The sequence below is a fragment of the Corynebacterium sp. HMSC068G04 genome (assembly GCF_001814885.1).
Lineage (GTDB): Bacteria > Actinomycetota > Actinomycetes > Mycobacteriales > Mycobacteriaceae > Corynebacterium > Corynebacterium hiratae.
Map to the genome: position 1 here is coordinate 125,940 of NZ_KV818299.1, position 21,784 is coordinate 147,723.

The 21,784-nt window shown below is 62.7% G+C and carries 19 protein-coding genes; 12 read left to right on the forward strand and 7 right to left on the reverse strand.

Annotated elements, in window-relative coordinates; genetic code table 11:
* Positions 1-75: 75 nt before the first annotated feature.
* The 4 genes from ppk2 to HMPREF2993_RS03085 all read right to left on the reverse strand — a co-directional run bounded on the left by ppk2 (position 76) and on the right by HMPREF2993_RS03085 (position 6,083).
* A complete protein-coding gene (gene ppk2, locus HMPREF2993_RS03070; RefSeq protein WP_046647187.1) occupies positions 76-975 on the reverse strand; it encodes a polyphosphate kinase 2 in 900 nt (299 codons plus the stop codon).
* A gap of 522 nt (positions 976-1,497) precedes the next feature.
* Positions 1,498-1,677, reverse strand: coding sequence for a PorH family porin (locus HMPREF2993_RS03075; protein WP_046647186.1), 180 nt, complete (start codon positions 1,675-1,677; stop codon positions 1,498-1,500).
* Between the two features lie 493 nt (positions 1,678-2,170).
* Positions 2,171-3,817, reverse strand: coding sequence for a chaperonin GroEL (gene groL / locus HMPREF2993_RS03080; protein WP_046647185.1), 1,647 nt, complete (start codon positions 3,815-3,817; stop codon positions 2,171-2,173).
* Between the two features lie 292 nt (positions 3,818-4,109).
* The gene (locus HMPREF2993_RS03085; protein ID WP_049154698.1) at positions 4,110-6,083 is read right to left on the reverse strand and encodes an OPT family oligopeptide transporter; all 1,974 of its coding nucleotides are present in this window, start codon (positions 6,081-6,083) and stop codon (positions 4,110-4,112) included.
* 109 nt (positions 6,084-6,192) lie between these two features.
* Between HMPREF2993_RS03085 and HMPREF2993_RS03090 the strand changes: the two genes are divergently transcribed.
* The 8 genes from HMPREF2993_RS03090 to HMPREF2993_RS03125 all read left to right on the forward strand — a co-directional run bounded on the left by HMPREF2993_RS03090 (position 6,193) and on the right by HMPREF2993_RS03125 (position 15,477).
* Positions 6,193-7,560: a dipeptidase gene (locus HMPREF2993_RS03090; protein ID WP_070680044.1), complete on the forward strand. Its 1,368-nt coding sequence runs from the start codon at positions 6,193-6,195 to the stop codon at positions 7,558-7,560.
* 236 nt (positions 7,561-7,796) lie between these two features.
* Entirely contained in the window at positions 7,797-10,712 is a 2,916-nt protein-coding gene (locus tag HMPREF2993_RS03095) for a Na+/H+ antiporter subunit A (RefSeq protein WP_070700951.1), read from the forward strand.
* Positions 10,712-11,212, forward strand: a complete 501-nt coding sequence (locus HMPREF2993_RS03100) for a Na(+)/H(+) antiporter subunit C (RefSeq protein ID WP_046647182.1) — start codon at positions 10,712-10,714, stop codon at positions 11,210-11,212. Before HMPREF2993_RS03095 ends, HMPREF2993_RS03100 begins: the two co-directional genes overlap by 1 nt.
* A complete protein-coding gene (locus HMPREF2993_RS03105; RefSeq protein WP_070700953.1) occupies positions 11,205-13,001 on the forward strand; it encodes a Na+/H+ antiporter subunit D in 1,797 nt (598 codons plus the stop codon). The genes HMPREF2993_RS03100 and HMPREF2993_RS03105 overlap by 8 nt, the downstream gene beginning before the upstream one ends.
* Positions 12,998-13,516: a Na+/H+ antiporter subunit E gene (locus HMPREF2993_RS03110; protein ID WP_070546240.1), complete on the forward strand. Its 519-nt coding sequence runs from the start codon at positions 12,998-13,000 to the stop codon at positions 13,514-13,516. The genes HMPREF2993_RS03105 and HMPREF2993_RS03110 overlap by 4 nt, the downstream gene beginning before the upstream one ends.
* Positions 13,516-13,788 (forward strand): monovalent cation/H+ antiporter complex subunit F, encoded by a 273-nt coding sequence (locus tag HMPREF2993_RS03115; protein WP_046647179.1) that lies wholly within the window; start codon positions 13,516-13,518, stop codon positions 13,786-13,788. Before HMPREF2993_RS03110 ends, HMPREF2993_RS03115 begins: the two co-directional genes overlap by 1 nt.
* On the forward strand, positions 13,785-14,165 hold the full coding sequence (locus HMPREF2993_RS03120) for a monovalent cation/H(+) antiporter subunit G (RefSeq protein WP_070700955.1): 381 nt from the start codon (positions 13,785-13,787) through the stop codon (positions 14,163-14,165). Before HMPREF2993_RS03115 ends, HMPREF2993_RS03120 begins: the two co-directional genes overlap by 4 nt.
* A gap of 88 nt (positions 14,166-14,253) precedes the next feature.
* Positions 14,254-15,477 (forward strand): glycosyltransferase 87 family protein, encoded by a 1,224-nt coding sequence (locus HMPREF2993_RS03125; protein ID WP_049154691.1) that lies wholly within the window; start codon positions 14,254-14,256, stop codon positions 15,475-15,477.
* Between the two features lie 162 nt (positions 15,478-15,639).
* Here the strand turns inward: HMPREF2993_RS03125 and HMPREF2993_RS03130 are convergent, their stop codons facing one another.
* The 3 genes from HMPREF2993_RS03130 to HMPREF2993_RS03140 are packed head-to-tail and all read right to left on the reverse strand — an operon-like array spanning position 15,640 to position 17,870.
* Complete coding sequence (locus HMPREF2993_RS03130) at positions 15,640-16,770, reverse strand: glutamate--cysteine ligase (RefSeq protein ID WP_070700957.1); 1,131 nt, start codon at positions 16,768-16,770, stop codon at positions 15,640-15,642.
* A gap of 48 nt (positions 16,771-16,818) precedes the next feature.
* Positions 16,819-17,589, reverse strand: coding sequence for a LytR C-terminal domain-containing protein (locus HMPREF2993_RS03135; protein WP_118779488.1), 771 nt, complete (start codon positions 17,587-17,589; stop codon positions 16,819-16,821).
* A gap of 26 nt (positions 17,590-17,615) precedes the next feature.
* Positions 17,616-17,870: a DUF3263 domain-containing protein gene (locus HMPREF2993_RS03140; protein WP_070511158.1), complete on the reverse strand. Its 255-nt coding sequence runs from the start codon at positions 17,868-17,870 to the stop codon at positions 17,616-17,618.
* A gap of 16 nt (positions 17,871-17,886) precedes the next feature.
* Here HMPREF2993_RS03140 and HMPREF2993_RS03145 point away from each other — a divergent pair, with 16 nt between their 5' ends.
* From HMPREF2993_RS03145 to HMPREF2993_RS03160, 4 genes are read left to right on the forward strand one after another with little or no spacing between them, the layout of a single operon-like run.
* Positions 17,887-18,501 (forward strand): peptide deformylase, encoded by a 615-nt coding sequence (locus tag HMPREF2993_RS03145; protein WP_070516170.1) that lies wholly within the window; start codon positions 17,887-17,889, stop codon positions 18,499-18,501.
* Entirely contained in the window at positions 18,501-19,499 is a 999-nt protein-coding gene (locus HMPREF2993_RS03150; RefSeq protein WP_070516168.1) for an N-acetylglutamate synthase, CG3035 family, read from the forward strand. Before HMPREF2993_RS03145 ends, HMPREF2993_RS03150 begins: the two co-directional genes overlap by 1 nt.
* Before the next feature lie 5 nt (positions 19,500-19,504).
* Positions 19,505-20,314, forward strand: coding sequence for an exodeoxyribonuclease III (locus tag HMPREF2993_RS03155; RefSeq protein WP_070511166.1), 810 nt, complete (start codon positions 19,505-19,507; stop codon positions 20,312-20,314).
* Positions 20,315-20,320: 6 nt separating this feature from the next.
* Entirely contained in the window at positions 20,321-21,784 is a 1,464-nt protein-coding gene (locus tag HMPREF2993_RS03160) for a phospholipase D-like domain-containing protein (RefSeq protein WP_049154686.1), read from the forward strand.

A 21,784-nucleotide genomic window follows, 5' to 3' on the forward strand; every position in this document is an offset into this window, starting at 1 on the left:
GGATTTCCTGCCGCCTCTTCTCTTTATGCCTGGCGCAAATTCGCGAGCCGCTAATGAGCGGCCCGTGCGTGGTGACTAGTCACCGATCTGGTCGCGACCACGCTTGACGATCTTGTCATCCACCTGGTCAACGAGCTCGTGGTCCTTGTTGGTGTACTCAAACTTGGAGAGCACGTAGCGCATCGCGTTAATGCGGGCGCGCTTCTTGTCGTTGGACTTGATGGTGATCCACGGAGACTCTTCAGTATCGGTGTAACGGAACTGCTCCTCCTTGGCGCGGGTGTAATCATCCCACTTATCCAGAGAGGCCAAGTCCATGGGCGAAAGCTTCCACTGACGGACCGGGTCGATCTGGCGGATGGCGAAGCGGGTGCGCTGCTCCTTGCGGGTCACGGAGAACCACAGCTTTGTCAGCGAAATGCCGGAGCCGAGAATCATGTTCTCCAGCATCGGAACCTCGCGCAGGAACTCTGCGTGCTGGGATTCCGTACAGAAGCCCATGACGCGCTCCACGCCGGAGCGGTTGTACCAGGAGCGGTCAAAGAAGACGATTTCACCACCGCACGGGAAGTGCTGAATATAGCGCTGGAAGTACCACGACGTGGATTCGCGCGGGGACGGCTTCTCCAGCGCTACGGTGCGGGCACCACGCGGGTTGAGGTGCTCGTTGAAACGCTTGATGGTGCCGCCCTTGCCTGCGGCATCGCGGCCTTCAAAGAGGATAATGTGGCGCTGGCCGGTTTCCTTGGTCCAGTTCTGCCACTTCAACAGCTCGATCTGCAGGGAGCGCTTGATGGACTCGTACTCATCGCGCGTCATGCGCTCTTCGTATGGGTAGTTCTCGCGCCAAGTCTCAACCGGCGAGCCATCCGGCATGATGAGCGTGGGATCGTCTTCATCGGAGTCATCGACGACGTAGCCGTCGGTCTGCGCAAGGTCGATCTCGGGGAGTTCGTCGTCTTTAATGTCAGCCATGCCAATAATTCTATCTATGAAACAGGCATCCGGCGCGATAAAACTGGTTGCCGCCGCCCAATTTACCCCCGTAGTGGCAAACGGGCGTCAGCAGCAGCCCAGAATGTACGTTTCTCACAAATAGTGCCCCCAAAACTCGAAGATCGGGGGCCTTAAATGATCGATCCGTACCCGCCCCGCTTACGCGATGGTACGTTTTCGCATGCAAGGTCCGGAAAGCGCATGATCCCAAGGGCATGTTTGCGAAAACGTACCGCGGCACTGCGCTAGCCCAAGGGTTCTGGAAATGAGAAACCCCGCTGCCCATCATGGGACAGCGGGGTTAACGCTTAGTTCTGCGTGAACAGCGTGCTGCTTAGAGCAGGCCGATCAGCTTCTTGGCGCCGGAAGCAGCGTCGCCCAGAGCGTAGAGAAGCGGCAGGATGAGGCCGAAGATGCCGGTGGAAGACAGGGTTTCCATTTTAAAATCTCCTTGGGATTGAAAGTGTGTGTATTAAGTGCGCCCTTCAGAAGGGCACAAGATTACTTCGTGGAGGACAGGGCGTCCAGCTTGGAGGTGTCCGGGGTTACCTCAACGGAGTCAGCGGTAGCAGCACCAGCGATGATGTCGAAAGCCTTAGCGAAGCCCTGGAAGAGGTTCTTGATGCCGGAAGCGAAGTCAGCGAAGTTGCCCAGCTGATCAGCAACGAAAGAAAGATCCATTATGGTCTCCTTTTGTGAAGTCCGGACTCAGAAGTGCCCGGAGGGGTTTGCGGTTTTGCAGACACCCTCAGCGGGCGTCACAGAAAACTATTTTGGCACACCTCCCCGACTTTGCAAGCGTTTAGGCGAGTTAATTTTTCGGATGAAGATCATTGCAGATCAAGCATGCAACGAGCGTTATTTATTCACTCGACCTTAACCTAACCAGCAACAACGCCTCTAACTGCGGAAATAAACAGCATCAGGCGCGAGGCGACAAGAAATTTTCTGCAAAACGTAACGCTAGCCCCTCCACTAGCGATTCATAGGCCTGACAAACAAAGTAAAAGCGAGAAATATTTTCCGCAAGAACATGCTCGCCTACCCCCATCCGGGGTGACATAAGGGCACAAAAAGTCTCAGAACAGAGAACGCTCCCCACGGTTGACCGTGGGGAGCGTTCGTTTTGCTACGGGCTGCAGCCGCGAGACGCCTCAGCCCGGGGAGCTAGGCACTAGAAGCCCATGCCGCCCATTGCGTCAGGATCCGGCATGCCAGCGCCTGCACCGGCCGGCTCCGGCTTATCCGCCACAACTGCCTCGGTGGTCAGGAACAGGGCCGCGATGGACGCAGCGTTCTGCAGTGCGGAACGGGTGACCTTGACCGGGTCATTGATGCCAGCGGCCATGAGGTCCACGTACTCGCCAGTAGCCGCATTGAGGCCCTGGCCAGCCGGCAGGGAAGCCACCTTGTCGGCGACAACGCCCGGCTCCAGGCCAGCGTTCTGAGCAATCTGCTTCAGCGGAGCAGACAGTGCCTCACGGACGATCTTGACGCCGGTTGCCTCGTCACCGGTGAGGTCAGAGAGGGAATCCAGGACATCAGCTGCCTGCAGCAGGGCCACGCCACCGCCGGCGACGATGCCCTCTTCGACGGCTGCCTTAGCGTTGCGCACGGCATCCTCGATGCGGTGCTTGCGCTCCTTGAGCTCAACCTCGGTAGCGGCACCAACCTTGAGGACTGCCACGCCGCCGGCCAGCTTGGCCAGGCGCTCCTGCAGCTTCTCGCGGTCGTAATCAGAATCGGAGTTCTCGATCTCGGCGCGGATCTGCTTGATGCGGCCGTCGATCTGCTCCTGGGAGCCAGCGCCCTGAACGATGGTGGTCTCGTCCTTGGTCACGACAACCTTGCGTGCTTGGCCGAGGTACTCGATCTCAGCGGTCTCCAGGGACAGGCCGACCTCCTCGGAGATGACCTGGCCGCCGGTGAGGATAGCCATGTCCTGCAGGGTGGCCTTGCGGCGGTCGCCGAAGCCCGGAGCCTTCACGGCAACGGACTTGAAGGTGCCGCGGATCTTGTTGACCACGAGGGTGGACAGAGCCTCGCCCTCAACATCCTCAGCGATAATCAGCAGCGGCTTGCCGGTCTGCATGACCTTCTCCAGCAGCGGAACGAGGTCCTTGATGTTGGAGACCTTGGAGGAAACCAGCAGGATGTACGGATCCTCGAGGACAGCCTCCTGGCGCTCCATGTCGGTAGCGAAGTAGCCAGAGATGTAGCCCTTGTCGAAGCGCATGCCTTCGGTGACCTCAAGGTCAACGCCGAAGGTGTTGGACTCCTCAACGGTAATAACGGAGTCCTTGTTTACGGAGCCGTTGCCCACGGTGTACATAGCCTCGGCGATCTTCTCGCCGATTGCCGGGTCAGCAGCGGAGATACCAGCGGTGGTGGCGATCTCTTCCTGGGTCTCTACTTCCTTCGCGGAGGAGAGCAGGGAGTCAACAACCTTCTTGGTAGCGGCCTCGATGCCGCGCTTAATGCCCATCGGGTTAGAACCAGCGGCTACGTTGCGCAGACCCTCACGCACGAGAGCCTGTGCCAGAACGGTAGCGGTGGTGGTGCCGTCACCGGCAACGTCATCAGTCTTCTTAGCTACTTCCTTGACCAGCTCTGCACCGATCTTCTCGTACGGGTCCTCGAGCTCGATCTCGCGCGCGATGGAGACACCGTCGTTGGTAATGGTCGGGGCGCCCCAGGACTTCTCCAGGACGACGTTGCGGCCCTTGGGGCCGAGGGTGACCTTGACGGCGTCGGCAAGCGTGTTGAGACCACGCTCGAGGCCGCGACGTGCCTCTTCATCGAAGGCAATGATCTTTGCCATGTGTTTGTGCTCCTTAAGCTTTGTTGAGGACGACACTCACGTCTGGATCTATGACGGACGCCCGCGACGGCACGGCTGGCGAGTGTTCTCCAGCCCCAACCACATAGATGATTTTGATTCATTTCTGGCACTTGCCATGTGGAAGTGCTAGCGACCATTCTGGCACTCAGACCTACCGACTGCAAGATTCAACACGAACGCTATAAGCGAACGGGCGGTGCATAAGCACCGCCCACGAAAACGAACTGCCCGCTAAACCGAACCGCCCGTCACAACGAAGTCTCTGTCGCGCTTAAGACGCAGCCTTCTTCGCTGTCCACTTATACGCCGCGGCAATGCCGGCAACGAAGAGGATGACGCCCACGAACTTGGCTGCCGTGCCGCCCTCGAAGATCTCCAGCGGGGAATCGCCGCCCGACGCCGCGATGATGCCCGCATTGACCACGCCGAAGAGCGACTCACCCACGATGAGGCCGGTGGCCAGCAGCGTGCCCATGCGCTTAGCAAAGTCCGGCTTGGACTGGCGGGCCGCCCACCGGTTGTAGAAGTAGCCCAAGAAAGCGCCGATCGGCACCACAATGGTGATGGCTGCCGGCAGGTACATGCCCATTCCCACGGCCAGCGGGGACAGGGAGTACTTGTCGGTGAAGTGGCGCAGGCACTCGTCCACGATGATGATGACGGCACCAATAGCCGCGCCCAGACCGATGAGATCCCACGGCAGGGAGTTATCGAAAATACCGGAGGCTACCGAAGACATCAGCGCGGCCTGCGGTGCAGCCAGTGCGTCCTCACCAGCGCCTTCCATGCCCTGGAAGCCGAAGCCGGTGAGCATGACCTGCAGAATCGGCGGAATCACCAGGGAGCCGAAGAGGACACCGATAATGAGCGCTACCTGCTGCTTCCACGGCGTCGCACCGACCAGCTGACCGGTCTTGAGGTCCTGCAGGTTGTCATTGGAAATAGTCGCGATACCGAAAACAATGGCCGCAGTAAACAGCGTGTAGGCCACCAGCGACAGCGGCTCCGCGTCCGTCCCGCGGGTCACGGCGGCAATGATCAGCGCGGCAGCGATGACCGCGATGATGCCGATGGAGGAAATCGGCGAGTTGGAGGCACCGATGAGGCCAGCCATGTAGCCACACACCGACGCGATGATCAGGCCCACGAGCAAGGTGAAGAGTACGGAGACCGTGATGAGGACGGCCATGTGGTCGTGAATATCGGTGCCGCGCACGAAGTTCCACAGCAGCAGACCAATCGGAATCATCAGGACCAGGATGGTGCCAATGACATAGGGCGCCGGAATATCGCGCTCCTCCACCGCTACCTGCTGGCCGCCCTTGCGGTCACGGGAGGAGGCGAAGGACTCAGCCATGCCCTTGGCAATTGGGCCGGTGATCTTGATCAGCGTCCAGATCGCGGCGATAGCCATGGTTCCCACGCCGATGAAGCGAATCCGGCCGGAGAAGACGGAATCAACAGTGTCCATGAGCGTGGCCGGATCACCCAGCCCCTCACCACCGGTGAGGATGGGCAGCAGGATGAGGTAGGAGATGACCACGCCGACGAGCATGGCAATACCCACGGCCAAGCCCACGAGGTGACCCACGCCGACCAGCGCCAGCGAGAGGGAGCTACCCAGCGTCGTCGCGCCAGGGCCCAGCTTGAAGTAGGTGGCCACCTCGGAGGCGGCTGCCTTCATAGCCGCCAGCAGTGCCATGACGGCAGAAAGGATGCCGCCAAAAAGGATGACGTGCAGGCCCTTCGTGTTCTCTTCGTGGGCGGCCTCGCCCTCCTCACCGGTGCTATCGCCCACCTTGAGGACCTCCGCCGCGGCCACGCCTTCCGGATAGGGCAGGTCCGAGCCCGTCACCAGCGCACGGCGCAACGGAATGGAGTACATCACGCCGAGCACACCGCCGATGGCGCAGACCGCGGCGGTATCGATGAAGGAAAAGCCCTGCCAGTAGCCCACCATGACCAAGCCCGGGAGCACGAAGATGATCGCGGACAACGTGCCGGCCGCAGAGGCGATGGTCTGCACGATGTTGTTTTCTTTGATGTTGTGCCCGGCAAAACGGCGCAGCACCGCCATGGAAATCACGGCGGCAGGAATGGACGTGGCAAACGTCAGGCCCACCTTGAGGCCCAGATACACGTTGGCGGCGGTAAAGATAAGAGTGATGAGCCCACCAATGATGATGCCGCGCAGCGTGAGCTCGCGGAGCGTGGACTGGGAACCTTCGGCGGTGGTAGACGCCATGTCAGGTCCTTTCTAAAAAGAACTTATAAACAATATGGACTAGAACCGTGCATATGTTACTACCTAGCGGCCGGTAGGCCGAGTTGAGGATCCGAGTAGGTTGGAGTGCATGACCAAGATTTCTGAGTTTGTGAACAATGACCGCGACACTATTTTCAACCAGCTCAAGGAGCTCGTCTCCTTCAATTCCGTCCACAACGAGCCGGGTCTAGAGGACCAGACCGCGAAGGCGGCGGAGTGGGTCCACGCCGCGCTTGTCGACGCCAACTTCACCCCCGAGGCCATCCCTACCGCTGATGGTTCCACGGCGATCGTCGCCAAGCGCCCCGGCAAGGAGGGCGCGAAGACGGTGCTGCTGTACTCGCACTACGACGTGGTTCCTGCCGGGAACCCCGACGCGTGGGAGTCTGATCCCTTCACCCTGACTGAGCGCGATGGCCGCTGGTACGGCCGCGGCGCCGCTGACTGCAAGGGCAACGTCGCCATGCACCTGGCGGCCCTGCGCGCGCTCGACGCCAACGGTGGAACCGACCTCAACCTCACCGTGCTTATTGAGGGCTCCGAGGAACGCGGCGGCGAGGGCCTGTCCGCACTCATCGAGGAGCGCCCTGAGCTCTTCGCGGCCGACGCCATCCTCATCGCCGATGCCGGCAACGCCAAGGTAGGTGTCCCGACGCTGACGACCTCCCTGCGCGGCGGCTCGCAGATCAACGTCAAGGTCTCCACCCTCCACTCGGCCGTGCACTCCGGCCAGTTCGGCGGCGCGGCTCCCGACGCCGTCAAGGCGCTCATGCGCACGCTAGATTCCCTGACGGATGAGTATGGCCGCACGACTATCGACGGCGTCGATTGCGAGGGCACCTGGCCGCTGGCTGAGGGGCAGGACACCGCCTACAGCGAGGAGAACTTCCGCGCTGATGCCCAGATGCTCGAGGGCACCGAGGTCATGGGCGCGCAGGACCCGGCCGGTGCCACCGCTATCGCGGATATGATTTGGGCCCGCCCGGCAGTGACCATCACCGGCTTTACTTCCACCCCGGTGGCCGAGGCCGTCAACGCTGTGCCCGCCACCGCAGAAGCCAACATCAACCTGCGCACGCCCGCCACCATGGATCCCCGCGCCACCGCGGAGGCCGTGGCCGAGCACCTGAAGAAGCACGTCCCGTGGGGCGCACACATCGAGGTCACCATCTTGGAGGCCAACCTGGGATTCGAGACCGACCCGGCAAAGCCCGCGGTGGCTCTGCTCGGCGAGTGCCTCGGCGAGGCATTCGGTGGGGAGACCATCACCCAGGGCATGGGCGGATCCATCCCGCTGACCGTGGAGTTGCAGGAGAAGCACCCGAACGCGGAGATCGCACTCTTCGGCGTCGAGGAGCCGCAGTGCACCATCCACTCCGCTAACGAGTCGGTCGACCCGACCGAGATTGAAAAGATCGCCATCGCCGAGGCGCTCTTCCTGCAGCGCTTCGCCTAAGCGCACCGCAGCGCTGCCCACCGTGGCCCGGGCATCCCGGGCGGGCGGCGCAGTACCCCTCCAACCTGGGCCGCTGACGACGTGGAAGAACGCCAACAGGAGACGCATATATAACTGTATGAAATGAAAATGTGAAAATTGGGATTTCAGACTGTATCGTGAGCACTAGTAGACGCCCGCCAGTGCGGTGGGTTTAGCCCAGTCCCCCGACAAGGAAAGGACGCCACCGCAACCTCGTGCTCACTCTCTTTTGTGCCTTGGTTCTAACCACCATCGCCGCTCCCTTCCTGATTTTCTATCTCGGCCGCCGTGCCTTCGGCCTCTTGGCAATAGTGCCCGCGGTTGGGTTCTTCTGGGTGCTCCAACGGCTGACCGATGGCACGCTGCGCGACGGCAACCAGCTGGCCTATGACCTCAACTGGATGCCAGCAGCGCACCTCGATGTCAGCTTCCGCATGGATGCGCTTTCCGCGTTATTCAGCCTCATCATCTTGGGCGTAGGCGCGCTGGTCCTGCTCTATTGCTGGGGCTATTTCGACCACTCCCGGCGGCGCCTCGCCCTCTTCAGCAGCCAAATGGTGGGCTTTGCCACGGCCATGTATGGCCTGGTGATTTCCGATAATTTCCTGCTGCTCTACGTCTTCTGGGAAATCACCTCCCTGCTGTCTTTCCTCTTGGTGAGCTATTACGGCGAGCGAGCCTCGTCGCGTCGATCAGCGCAGCAGGCGCTCATGGTCACCGTCCTGGGCGGTCTCGCCATGCTGGTGGGTATTACCCTCCTCGGCCGCCAGACCGGCGCGTGGTCTTTCAGCAGTATCGCCGCCACCGAGGACCTCGCCAACACGCCCTACCTCACCGTGGCTATCGTGCTCATTCTCTGTGGTGCGCTTTCCAAGTCCGCCATCGCCCCAGCCCACTTCTGGCTGCCCGGTGCCATGGCCGCACCGACCCCGGTCTCGGCCTACCTGCACTCCGCGGCCATGGTGAAGGCCGGCATCTATCTCGTCGCACGCCTTGCCCCCTCGGTGCATGACATCCCCACTTGGCACCTCGTGGTCCTCCCCTTGGGTGCTTTCACCATGCTGCTCGGCGGCTGGATGGCGCTCAAGCAGCGTGACCTGAAGCTCATCCTGGCCTACGGCACCGTCTCGCAGCTGGGCTTTATTACCGCCATCATCGCCATTGGCTCCCGCGAGGCGATGCAGGCAGGACTGGCGCTGACCGTCGCGCACTCCCTCTTCAAGGCCGCGCTCTTCATGATCGTCGGCGCTATCGACCATTCGACGGGAACCAGGGACATCGACAAGCTTGCGGGCCTGGGCAAGAAGAACCCCGCGCTGTACGTCCTGGCCATCCTCCCCGCGATGTCCATGGCCGGTATCCCGCCCCTGCTGGGTTTCGTGTCCAAGGAAGCCACGCTCGAGGCCATCATGCACGAGGAACTACTCGTCGGCATGCCGCGCAACATGCTGCTCGTCACCGTCGTCGTCGGTTCCGCGCTGACGATGGCCTACGCGCTGCGCTTCTTGTGGGGAGCCTTCTCCTCTAAGGGCCAGGACGAGCCCTCTGAGGCGGTAGCAAACATGCACCACATCGGCCCCTTCCTGTGGATCCCACCGGCAGTGCTGACCCTGCTCACCATCTTCTTCGGTCTGCTGCCGCTGCCGCTCTCCCACGGCATCACGCAGCACTTGGACAACACCTTTGGGGCGCAGGACGCCTCCGAGCTCGCCCTGTGGCATGGCTGGACCATCCCGCTGCTGCTCTCCGTGATCATTATCGCTGCGGGTTCCCTCCTCCACTGGCAGCGCCAGGCGCTCACCAAGGCCCAATTCACCTACCCCGCATTGGGCTCTGCCGACGATGCTTACGACGCCATTATCAACTCCCTGCGCCAGCTCTCCCTGCGCATTACCGCCTCCACGCAGCGCGGCTCGCTGCAGTACAACCTCACGGTCATCTTCGCCACGCTCATGGTGCTGCCCATCGTCATGCTCATCCGCGGCGATCTCACCAACGTGCGCATGATCGTGGCCGAAAACCCCTGGCAGGCCATCGCCGCGGTGATCATCATCATCGCCGCCGTGGCCGCCACGGTGCTGGATAACCGCCTCTCCGGGGTCATCCTGGTGGGCGTGACCGGCTACGCCTTGTCCTTCATCTTTGCGCTGCAGGGCGCTCCGGACTTGGCGCTGACGCAGCTCCTCGTGGAAACCATCATCATGGTGCTCTTCATGCTGGTGCTGCGCCGTATGCCGGCCAATACCGAGTGGAAGCAGGACCCCAAAACCGGCCGCCTGCGCGCCTGGCTGGCGGTAGGCGTGGGCCTTGCCGTCACCGTGGTGGGCATGTTTGCCATCAACGCTCGGCGCGAGGAGCCCATCTCGCAGTACATGCCGGATCTGGCCAAGGAGATTGGCCACGGCGCCAACACGGTCAACGTCCTGCTCGTGGACCTGCGCGCGTGGGATACCTTCGGCGAGATCACGGTGCTCGTCATTGCCGCAACGGGTATTGCCTCGTTGATTTTCCGCACGCAGAGCTTTACCCGTGCCTCCCGCCGCCCGACCTTGCAGGTCACCGGGCGCCGCTGGCTGGCTGCAGGCGTGGAATCGGAGAAGGCACTCAACCGCTCGCTCATGGTGGACGTGAGCACCCGCATCCTCTTCCCCTCGATGATGGTGCTGTCCCTGTACTTCTTCTTCGGTGGCCACAACGCCCCTGGCGGCGGTTTTGCCGGTGGCCTCGTCGCCGCTCTCGCGCTGATCCTGCGCTACCTGGCTGGCGGCCGCGAGGAGCTCGAAGAGGCGCTGCCTCTCGACGGCGGCCGCACCATGGCGGTAGGCCTGCTGCTCTCCCTCAGCGCCGTTATTACCCCGATGCTCTTGGGCTACCCGCCGCTGACCTCTGGGTACACGAAGGTAGGCATACCGCTCATCGGTGATGTGTCGCTGCCGTCCGCGCTGATTTTCGACGCCGGCGTCTACCTCATCGTCATTGGCCTCACGCTCTACGTGCTGTCCTCCTTGGGCGCGAAGCTCGATGAGGAAGAAGAGATGCGTAAGCAACGCGCCCGCGATCGCGCACGCTCCCTGGCGCGCCGCACACAAGCAAAAGAAACCGCTGCCACGGCAGAGAAAGGACACGCCTAATGGATGCCAATCTCATGCTCCTGCTCGCTGCGGGCGTGCTCTGCGGCACCGGAGTCTACCTGTTGCTCGACCGCGCGATGACCAAGATGCTGCTCGGCATCTTGCTGCTGGGCAACGGCGCAAACCTCTTCATGCTCATGGCTGGCGGCCAGGCGGGCTCGCCGCCTATCGACGGCCGGAACTCCCTCCCCTACGGCGATCAGATCGCCGATCCGCTGGCCCAGGCGATGATCCTCACGGCCATCGTCATTTCGATGGCGCTGACCGGCTTCATCCTCACCTTGGCTTACCGCCAATACCGCTACCGCTCCGCGGACGTGATTGAGGACGACACCGAGGACGCTGCCATCGCGGCGATTGCCTCGCGCCCGGGCAATGCCTCAGCCGCCCCTGACCACGACGCGTCTAATGACCCGACCACCGGACGCACCACCAAGGAAGGCGATAAGTTTGGCCCCGAGTTCTTCGAGGCTCCCGTGAAGGAGGCGACCGATGAGTGAGACCATCTCGCCCCTAGTGGATCTGTTGCTGCCGTATATCAGCTACCTGATCCCCCTGCCGATCATCATCCCGGCCTTGGCTGCTGCGCTGGCGATGCTCTTTGCTCGCAATACCAATGCGCAGCGCCGCATCGCTTTCTTCTCGCTGCTCACGCTCGCCGTGGTGAATGCCGCTCTGATTGCCATCGCGGATACCACCGGCATTCAAACCCTTCAGGTGGGCGGCTGGGACGCGCCGGTGGGCATCACGTTGGTGGCGGACCGTTTGTCCACGGTCATGCTCTTTACCTCCTCCATCGTCCTCTTCTCCGTCATGTGGTACGCGATCGCACAGGGCGTGCGCGACGGCACGAAGGACGAGCCGGTGGCGGCTTTCCTGCCCACCTACATGCTGCTGACCATGGGCGTGAACGTGTCCTTCCTGGCCGGTGACTTGTTCAACCTCTACGTGGGCTTCGAGATCTTCCTCGTGGCCTCCTACGTTTTGCTCACCCTCGGCGCCTCACCGGCGCGCGTGCGGGCCGGCGTGGGCTACGTCATGGTCTCCATGGCGTCCTCGCTCATCTTCGTGCTGGCTTTGGCCTATGTCTACGCCACGGTGGGCACGATGAACATGGCCCAGATTGGCATCCGGATGGAAGATATCCCCGCGGGTACCCGCACCGCGGTGTTCTCCGTGCTGCTCATCGCCTTCGGAATTAAGGCGGCCGTCTTCCCGCTGGATGCCTGGCTGCCGGACTCCTACCCCACCGCCCCCTCGCTGGTCACCGCCGTCTTCGCGGGCCTGCTCACCAAGGTTGGTGTCTACGCCATCATCCGCGCGCGCACCTCGATCTTTACTGATGGCGGGCTGGACGTCCTTCTCATGTGGGTCGCACTGGCCACGATGCTCGTGGGTATTTTGGGCGCTATCGCCCAATCGGATATCAAGCGATTGCTGTCCTTCACACTGGTCAGCCACATCGGCTATATGATCTTCGGCGTCGCCCTCGGAACCGCGCAGGGCTTGTCGGGCGCCATCTTCTACGCGGTGCACCACATTCTGGTGCAGACCGCGCTGTTCCTGGTGGTGGGCCTCATCGAGCGCCAAGCCGGCACCTCCTCGCTGCGGCGCTTGGGCTCGTTGATCTACACCGCGCCGATCATCGCCATCCTGTACTTCATCCCGGCCATGAACCTGGGCGGTATCCCGCCCTTCTCCGGCTTCCTGGGCAAGATCATGCTGCTCCAAGCCGGCGCGAATGAAGGTTCCTGGCTGTCCTGGGTTCTCATCGGCGGCGCGGTGGTCACCTCCCTGCTGACCCTCTACGTCATGATCCTCGTGTGGGCCAAGGGATTCCTGCGCGACCGCGGCGATGCGCCCGAGGGCAACCTCGCCATGGTGCGGCCTTCCCCACTGGGAGAAGTCACCGAGTACGTCGAATTGGAAGAGCGCGATGACGTCGGCCGCGTGCCCTTCGGCATGCTGGCCTCTACTTCCCTACTCGTCATCGCCTCGGTATCGATGTCCTTCCTGGCGGGCCCCATCTCCGGTGTCACCACCCGCGCGGCCACCTCGGCGCAGGATGATTCCATCTACCGTTATGCCGTCCTGGGTGATTCCGCCGAGGACCCGACGCGCCACTTAGACCCCGCTGAGCGCTACGAGGAGGGCGCGGATTCGCGAAAGAACCGCAGCGAGCCCCTCCCGGATCCGGAACCGGTGGCGCCGACCACGAGGACGTCGCCAAGCACGACGGCTACACTCCCCACGACCGTGGACGATGATGAAAAGGAGGTGTCGCGATGAGATTCTCCGGTATTAAGCACCGCTTCCGGCCATGGTTCATGGTGTGGATCGTCGTCATGTGGTGCATGCTCATGGGCGAAGTTACCGTAGCGAACCTGGTGGGTGGCCTGCTCGTCAGCCTCGTCATCGTCTTTGCGCTGCCGCTGCCGGCCATGCCCGTGGCGGGGATTTCGGTGAGCTGGGGCAAACTGCTCGTCTTCATGGCGCAGTGGTTTATAGAGCTCATGGAGGCCTCCATCATGGTCGGCTGGCTGGCGGTGCGCCCGCAGCCGGTGCCGAAGACGGCGATTGTGAAGCTGCCGATGCGAGTGGAGAACGAGTTCATTCTCTCGCTGGCGGTCAGCCTGTACAACCTGCAGCCCGGCGGCACGGTCTCCGATATCGACATTGCCAACCGCATGTTGACCATCCACCTGCTGAACGCCGATTCCGAAGAGGACCTGGAACGCGAAATCGCGGCCGTACGCAAGCTCGAGGCCGATATGATTGCCATCTTTGAAAGGAGCCACCCCTGATGGATACGGACCTGTATAACATCCTGCTCACCGTGGCCGCCGGCTTCCTCGTGGTGGCATTCCTCATCACCACGTGGCGCATCGTCATCGGCCCCAACTCGCTCGACCGCCTCATCGCCATGGACGGACTCGTGGCCATGTTCCAATGCGCCCTGGCCACCTATATCTGCTGGACACTGGACACGACGGTCTCCAACGCGATGATCGTCGTGGCGCTCCTCGGGTTCATTTCGACGGTCTCTGTCACCCGCTTTAGGAAGAGGGATTCATGAGTTACGCACTGATTGCCGATGTCCTCTCCATCATCCTCATCCTCGTCGGCTCCATCCTCATCTTGGCTGCCGCAATTGGCGTGGCGCGCTTTCAGGACACGATGGCGCGCGTGCATGCCATCGCCAAACCACAGACCACAGGGCTGATCTTCACCATCGTGGGCGCGATCATCAAGGTGACGGGCTCCGAGGACTTCAGCGTGGCCGAGAGGGGCGACCTGGGAATCCTCGTCTTGCTCGTTCTCTTCGCCATGATCACCAGCCCGGTGACCGCGCAGAGAACCACGCGTATCGCCCGCCGCGAGGGCCTGTACGGTCCCCCGGAATCGATGACACGCAACGAGAGCCCGGCCGCGCGTTCGATGCGCCGAAAGTAAGGACACGGTACCTTTCTGCCGGGAAATGCGGGGACAATAATATAGGCTGCAAAAGGCACTAATAGGTGGTCAGGCGAGGAGAGTCGACGTGAAGAAGCTGCAAGGCGTACCAACGATGTGTGCTGTCCTCGCACTGGGCATCGCGGTGATGGTGTACAAGATCATCCAGTTCGATGGCCACAAGGCCTTCACCTTCATCCTCCCCTTTGACCTCGCCATCTATCGCATGGCTGGCGAGGATCTCAACGCCGGTGGCCTGCTGTACGACGCCCCCTATATCTTTGAATTCCCTTTCACTTACCCACCCTTTGCGGGCCTGTTGTTCAAGGTCTTGCCGTTCTTCAGCAAGGACGCGCTGACCATTATCTGGCCTTCGCTCATGTTCTTGGCTGTGCTGGCCATCATCGTCATGATCTTCCGCGAGCGGGGCGTGAAGATGACCCCGGCGGCCGTCCTCATCGCGGTGCTGCTTACCGCGCTGACCCCGGCGAATGAGACCATGCACGGGTCGCTGTACTACGGGCAGGTCAACGTCTTCCTCATGTTGCTCGTGGCCTTTGACTTCCTGCCTATCAAGCGCCGCCTGCCGGGCGTGGGCATTGGCCTGGCGGCCGGAATCAAGCTGACCCCGGCGTACATGGGCCTAGCTCTGCTCTTTGAGAAGCGCTGGTGGGCCGCCGCGGGCGCGGTGATCACCTTCCTCGTCACGGTGGGGCTCGGATTCCTCTTCGTTCCTGATGCGATGGTGTTCTGGACCGATGCCATGTTCAACTCATCGCGTGTGGGCGAGCATGCCAACCCCGGGGCGAAGTCGCTGCGCTCGCTCATGTTCCGCGAGCTCGGCATCGACGGCGGCATCTGGTGGATCCTGGCGGTCATCGTGGTCTTCGCGCTGACCTGCCTGGCGCTGCGCACCGCCTACCTGCGCGGCAACCGCTCGGCGGCCTTCGCTCTGACGGGCCTGAGCACCTGCCTGGTCTCCCCCTTCTCGTGGTACCACCACTTCGTGTGGACCATCCCCTTCATCGTCATGGTCTTCGTCTCGGTTAACCAGGCGGTGAGCTCGCGTGTGTCCGGCAAGGGCGGTGAGCAGCTCGCGGGGCTTGCCTCCGTGGCGGCCTTGTTCGTGCTCTCGCTGCCCTTCATGTCGGTGCCCGTGTGGTTCACCATGTCCTCGGCCAACCTCGACGCAATCGAATCCTTCCAGCCGTGGGCAACCTCGCTGTGGACGCTGTCCTGCTTGGCCTTCATCGTGGTCTACGCCGTGTGGGGCTTCATTGCGCCGCGCAAGCGCGCGGTCGCGGAGAGCTAGGGGGACGTTTCGATCAATTAAGGGCTAAAACCAAGGCGGTTTTGCGGGGCTATTTGATCGAAACGTCGCCTTTGAGCTGAGGCAGCTTCCCAGTTGGGACGTTTCGATCAATTAAGCCCCTGAAACCTCCCAATTTTCGGGCCTTAATTGATCGTTCGGTACTTACGCCAGCCGCTCCATCTCATCCGCAGTGGCCTCAACCACCTTCTGCCAGCTGCCGGTCTCCTGGTACAAACGGCGCTGGCGCTCATAACCCGCCCCGCCATCGATGATCTCCTGCACCAGCTGCAGCTCCCGGGCGCAGCCGAGCTCTTCGGACAACGGGGCTAGCTCCACCAAGAGATCCGCCAGCTCATCCTTGATCCAGCGTTCATCGGTCTCGCGCGAGGTGATGACCAGCGCGTCCATGCCATAGCGCGCGCCGCGCCACTTGTTCTCCGCCACGTGCCACGGCTGCAGCGTGGGCAGCGTTTCGCCGGCGTCGATCATGCGGTCATAGTGCACCACGAGGCAGTGTGTCAGCGCCACGATGGCGGAGAGCTCGCGGAGGTTGGAGGCGGCGTCGGAAATGCGCACCTCCACCGTGCCCCACTTGGAGGCCGGTCGGACGTCGAAGTGCATCGAGCCCGTGTGGTTGATAACTCCCGAAATGGCCTGGTCCCGCATGTAGGACTGCCACTGCTCCCAGTTTTCAAACTGGTAGGGCATGCCGGCGGTGGGCAGCTGCTGGTAGAGCATCGTGCGGTGGGAGGCATAGCCGGTATCGAGCCCCTCCCACCCCGGGGAGCAGGCGGAAATAGCCAGCAGATGAGGGTACTTCGTCATCAGCGCATTAATGATGGGCCACACGCGGTCCTCGTGGCTGATGCCGACGTGCACGTGGGTGCCCCACAGCAGCATCTGCTGCCCCCAATACTGGGTGCGGTTGATAATTTCGGAGTAGCTCTCCTTGTTGGAGACGGGGTTCTTCCGAAAGTCCGTGAAGGGGTGCCCGCCCGAGGCCCACAGGCGCACACCCAAGGAGTCGGCCGCCTCACGCACTGCGCTGAGCGACGCCCGCAGGTCCCCCATCGCCTCCGGCACCGTCCGGCACACCCCGGTCACCAGCTCCACCGTGTTTTGGAGGAATTCCTTTTCCAGGTGGATGTCGGGATGAGCAGCGCGCACGCGGTCAATGAGTTCAGCGCCGCGCGGCACGAGATCCCAGGTCGCTGGATCAACGAGGGCAACTTCCCACTCAACACCCAGCGTGGGCTCGGGCGAGCGGGCGAAGTTCTCTTCCGGAATATTCACCCATTCATCCTATCCGTCGGGCGGATGAATTTAATAAGATTTTATTCCCTAGGCTTGAGGAACCGCGAGGACAACCACGACGGCATCGCCCTTGGTGTAGTCCCCGGTCAGCTCGGCCGGGTACGGGGCAATCGCTTCCGCCGGCACGTTGGCACCGTAGTACTGGGCGGCAACTTCCTTGGCGAGGCTCTCGGCGGCCGCATCCCCCTCCGGGAAGTAGACGGTGGTCTTCGGAGCCACGAGGACGTCGCCGCTGATATTGCCCACCTCGGCGATGTGGAAGTGCTGGGACTTCAGGCGCTCGGCCTCATCGGCAGCGAAGTTGGCGCGACCGGAGTTGTTGTAGACGTTGACGGGGATCTCCGCCTGGGCTCGGTCGGGGCTACCTGCGGCAGCGCCTTCCTCAGCGTTGTCGTCGCGGGCAGCGTCACGCTCGGCTTCAGCATCGCCGTCTGCGCCAGCCTCGGCGTCAGCACCGGCAGCATCCGACTCCTCGCGGTTCTTGTCCGCCTCTCCTTCCGCGCCACCGGCGGCAGCACCGTCACCCTCGGCGCCGCCAGTCGCGGGGCCGGATACGACAGCATCGTTGCCTGCCGGCGCGTTCTGCGCGGTGTCCTCCGAATCATCAGAGGTCATGGCATAAAGCGCCCACATGCCGAGCATGACGGCAACGGCGATGAGCACCATGGCGAGCCCGCGCAGGGGGAGCTTGCTCGCAGGAGCGGCAGCGGCGGCCGGGGCGGCAGCCGCGTCAGAATCGGCGGCGTGGCGCGCGTGGTCAGCGGACGAGGCAGAGTTTTCCGGATTCACATTAGTCACATTGGCAACTTTAGTATCTGATTCGCTCAGTCTGGGGCATTATCGCGTGCGGCGCGCCGGACGTCGTCGCGGACGTCGCGAAGCCGGCGCAGGCGGGTGACCAACAGCGGGTAGGAGGCGTGCGCTGCGGGGTCATCCAGGAGCACGTTGAGGCGCTGGTGATAGCGCACCGGAGTGATGTCCAGCTGCGTGCGGATGGCCTCCTCCTTGGCGCCGATATCGCGCGGGGCGTGGGACTCGAACTCCAAAATCGCGGCGTCTAGGTCTGACAGGGAGTGCATGCTTAGACTGTATGCCATGACTATTCGTCCCATCGTTATCCACGGCGACCCGGTCCTCCACAATCCCACCGAGCCGGTCACCGAAGCCATCGACTCCCCCGAGCTGCAGGAGCTCATCGCGGACATGCACGAAACCATGGACGCCGCGCACGGAGTTGGCCTGGCCGCCAACCAGATCGGCGTGAACAAGCGCCTCTTTGTCTACCACTGCCCCGACACCGACGGTCCCAATGGCACCGAGCTTCCCGACGGCGGCATGCGCCGCGGCTGCGTCATCAACCCGGTGCTGGAAACCTCAGAGATCCCGGAGACCATGCCGGCTGACGACGGCTCCGAGGACGAAGGCTGCCTCTCCGTCCCCGGCGAGGGTTTCCCCACCGGCCGCGCCGACTGGGCCCGCGTGACCGGCAAGAACGAGAAGGGCGAGGACATCTCCATCGAAGGCTACGGCTTCTTCGCGCGCATGCTGCAGCACGAAACCGGCCACCTTGACGGCTTTGTCTACACCGACGTGCTCACCGGCCGCTACAAGCGCCAGGCCAAGAAGGTCATCAAGCGCAACGGGTGGACCGAGGCCGGGCTTACCTGGCTGCCGGGCGAGGACGAGGACCCCTTCGGGCACGACGACTAATGTCCCGCATCTTCCGCTCCGATGACGTCTCCGTGGGCGAGCGCGTCGTGGCCCGGCGCGATTTCGACGGCGTGTACAGCGATGTCATCGGCCACGTGCTCAGCCTGGATCCGCTGCTCATCCGGCCGCAAGAGGTCGGCGGCTACCCGTCTTCGCTCGACGCGGTGGAGATTCCGCCGGAGCAGCTCAAGATTATTAAGCGCCTCTCGCCGCGCACGGTTCGCAACTCCGATATCCGGGCCGTCGAGGTGGCCACCGCGGCGGCCTTCCCCGGCAAGGAGCACACGTGGACCTCAGATGGCCAGTGGCTCATGCGCGCCGGCGACGGCGTGACCGGCCGCTCCAACTCGGCGATCCCGCTCGGCCCTTCTGCGGGTTTCCTCCCGGTGCCGATGGAGGAGATCGAAGCGTTTTATGCCCGCCACGAGCTGCCCGTGTGCCTGGCCATTCCGGAGCGCATCGGTGCCTCCGCGGAGAAGCTGCTGGCAGCAGAACCCGAAGCGTGGGAGCTCGAACCGGAGATCCTCGTGATGGTGCGCGATTTGGCGGAGCTCCCTGCCCCGGGGGACGTCAGCTTCCGCATCGACGAGCAGCCCGATTCCGAGTGGCTCGACCTCTACCACTTCCGTGGTCAGGCCCTGCCGCCGTTGGCCCTGGAGTACCTGCGCAGCCGCATCGACGGGACGATGGGCTTTGGGCGCCTGCTCGCCCCGACGGGTGAGACCATCGCGATTACGCGGGGCACGCTGACGGAATCCGGTGACGGCACCGTGTGGCTGGGCTACTCCGCCGTGGAGGTCGCCGAAGGTTGGCGCCGTAAGGGACTGGGCACCGCGCTGGGCGCGCACATGCTGGCCTGGGGCAAAGCCCAGGGTGCTGAGAAAGCCTACCTGCAGGTCGTGGCGGGTAACACGGCCGGGATTCGGCTCTATGAGATGCTCGGCTTCCTCGAGCAGCACCGCCACCGTTACGCCCGCCGCCTGCCTCAAGTACCCTAAACCACATGCGCATCGCTACCTGGAACATCAACTCCGTCCGCACCCGCGCCCAGCGCGCGGTGGACTTGCTGGCCAAACACGACATCGACGTGCTCTGCCTGCAAGAAACCAAGGTGGCGGATGCGAAGTTCCCCCGCGAGCCTTTCGAGGAGGCCGGCTACCACGTCACCTGCCACGGCCTGAACCAGTGGAATGGCGTGGCCATCCTATCCAAGGAAGAACCGGAGGAGGTCCAGACCTTCTTCCCTGCTCAGCCGGGTTTCCACAAGGACCCCGCCAAGGAGCAAAAGCGCGAGGCCCGGGCGGTCTCAGCCCGCATCCGCGGGATTGAGATCTGGTCCCTCTATGTTCCCAACGGGCGCGAGATTACGGACCGGCACTTCGATTACAAGCTGGACTTTCTCTACTCCTTGGCGCGCTATGTGGAAACCCGCGCGCAATCGAAACTACTGCTCACGGGCGATTTCAACATTGCTCCACGGGATGAGGACGTCTGGGACATCTCTCTTTTCCGCGGCAAGACGCACGTTACCGAGCCCGAGCGCGCGGCTTTCCAGATGCTTCAGGAGGCCGGGCTGCAGGAGGTTACGCGCCGTTTCACCGAAGAGGAGCGCTGGACTTACTTTGATTACAAGTCCCTGCGCTTCCAGAAGAACGAGGGCATGCGCATCGACTTCCAGCTAGCCAGCGAGCCACTAGCGCGCCTCGTCCAGGGCGCCCAGGTGGACATGGTGGAGCGCGCCGGTGACAAGACTTCCGACCACGTGCCGCTGATCGCAGATTTCGATGTCCCCGATTTCGCGTCGGTGCGCTAGCCTGCCATGAACGTGAACGTCGATCTCTCCGTCTGGCAGCTCGTGCTGCTGGTTATTGACTACGGCATCAAGATCATCGCCATCGGCGTGGTCCCCGAGGGCCGCCGCCCCTCCAGCTCTACCGCCTGGCTGCTGGCCATTCTTGTACTTCCCATCGTGGGGCTGCCGCTGTTCTTGCTCATGGGTTCGCCCTACATCAACCGCCGCCGCCACCGCATCCAGCAAGAAGCCAATGCGCTGCTAAACGACGTCACCGCCTCCACCCCCAACCATCCCTCCGGCCGGCTTTCCCCGGAGGTGGAATCCCTCATCCAGCTCAACCGCAACCTCACCGGGCACCCGGCCCTCATCGGGCACAACAAGGGCCTCCACGCCTCCTATGAGGAGGCCATCTTGGCCATGGCGCGGGCCGTGGACCGGGCTGAGAAATACGTGCTCATTGAGATCTACATCCAGTCTTGGGATGAGGTGACCGATGTTTTCTTCCAGTCCCTGGCGCGCGCCCGCGAGCGCGGCGTGGAGGTCAAGCTGCTGCTCGATCAGATCGGCAGCCTGAAGTACAAGGGCTACTTCACGCTGGGCAAGCGCCTCACCGAGATTGACGTCGACTGGCGGCTCATGCTTCCGCTGCAGCTGCACAAGGGCCGCTTCCGCCGCCCGGATCTGCGCAATCACCGCAAGATCGTGGTCATCGATGGCCATACTGGCTTCTTGGGCTCGATGAACATGATCAAGCGCGAGTACAAGACCAAGGACCGCGCATGGATCGACTACATGGTCGAAATGACCGGACCGGTGGTCACTTCGCTCGCCGCGGTGTTCGCGGTGGATTGGTATCTGGAATCAGAGGAGCAGCTGTCCTTGGACATGCAGCCCTATGACGACGCTATGACGGCGGACTCCAACCACCTCCAGTTGGTCCCCTCCGGCCCCGGCTACACCACGGAACCCAACCTGCGCATGTTCAATTCGGTGGTGCACCACGCGAAGGAAAAGCTCATCCTCTGCTCGCCCTACTTCATCCCGGATGAGTCCCTCTTGGAGGCGGTGACCACCGCCTGCTACCGCGACGTCGAAGTGGAGCTCCTAGTGTCCGCGAAGGCGGACCAGTTCATGGTCCACCACGCGCAGTCCTCCTACTACCAGGCGCTCCTGGAGGCCGGCGTACGGATCTTCCAATTCCCCGAGCCCTTCGTGCTGCACTCCAAGTTCATCCTGGCGGACCCGGGCCTGCCGGAGCGCGAACCGCTGTGCATGTTCGGGTCTTCCAACATGGATATGCGCTCCTTCGGCCTCAACTATGAATCGACCATGCTGGTGGCCAAGGGCGACCTCATCGAGGATTTCACCCAGCTGGCCACCAATTACAAGAAGGTCTGCCACGAGCTCACCCTCGAAGAGTGGAACGAGCGCGGCGTGCTGCGCCGCTACGTGGACAACGTCATGCGCCTGACTTCAGCGCTGCAGTAG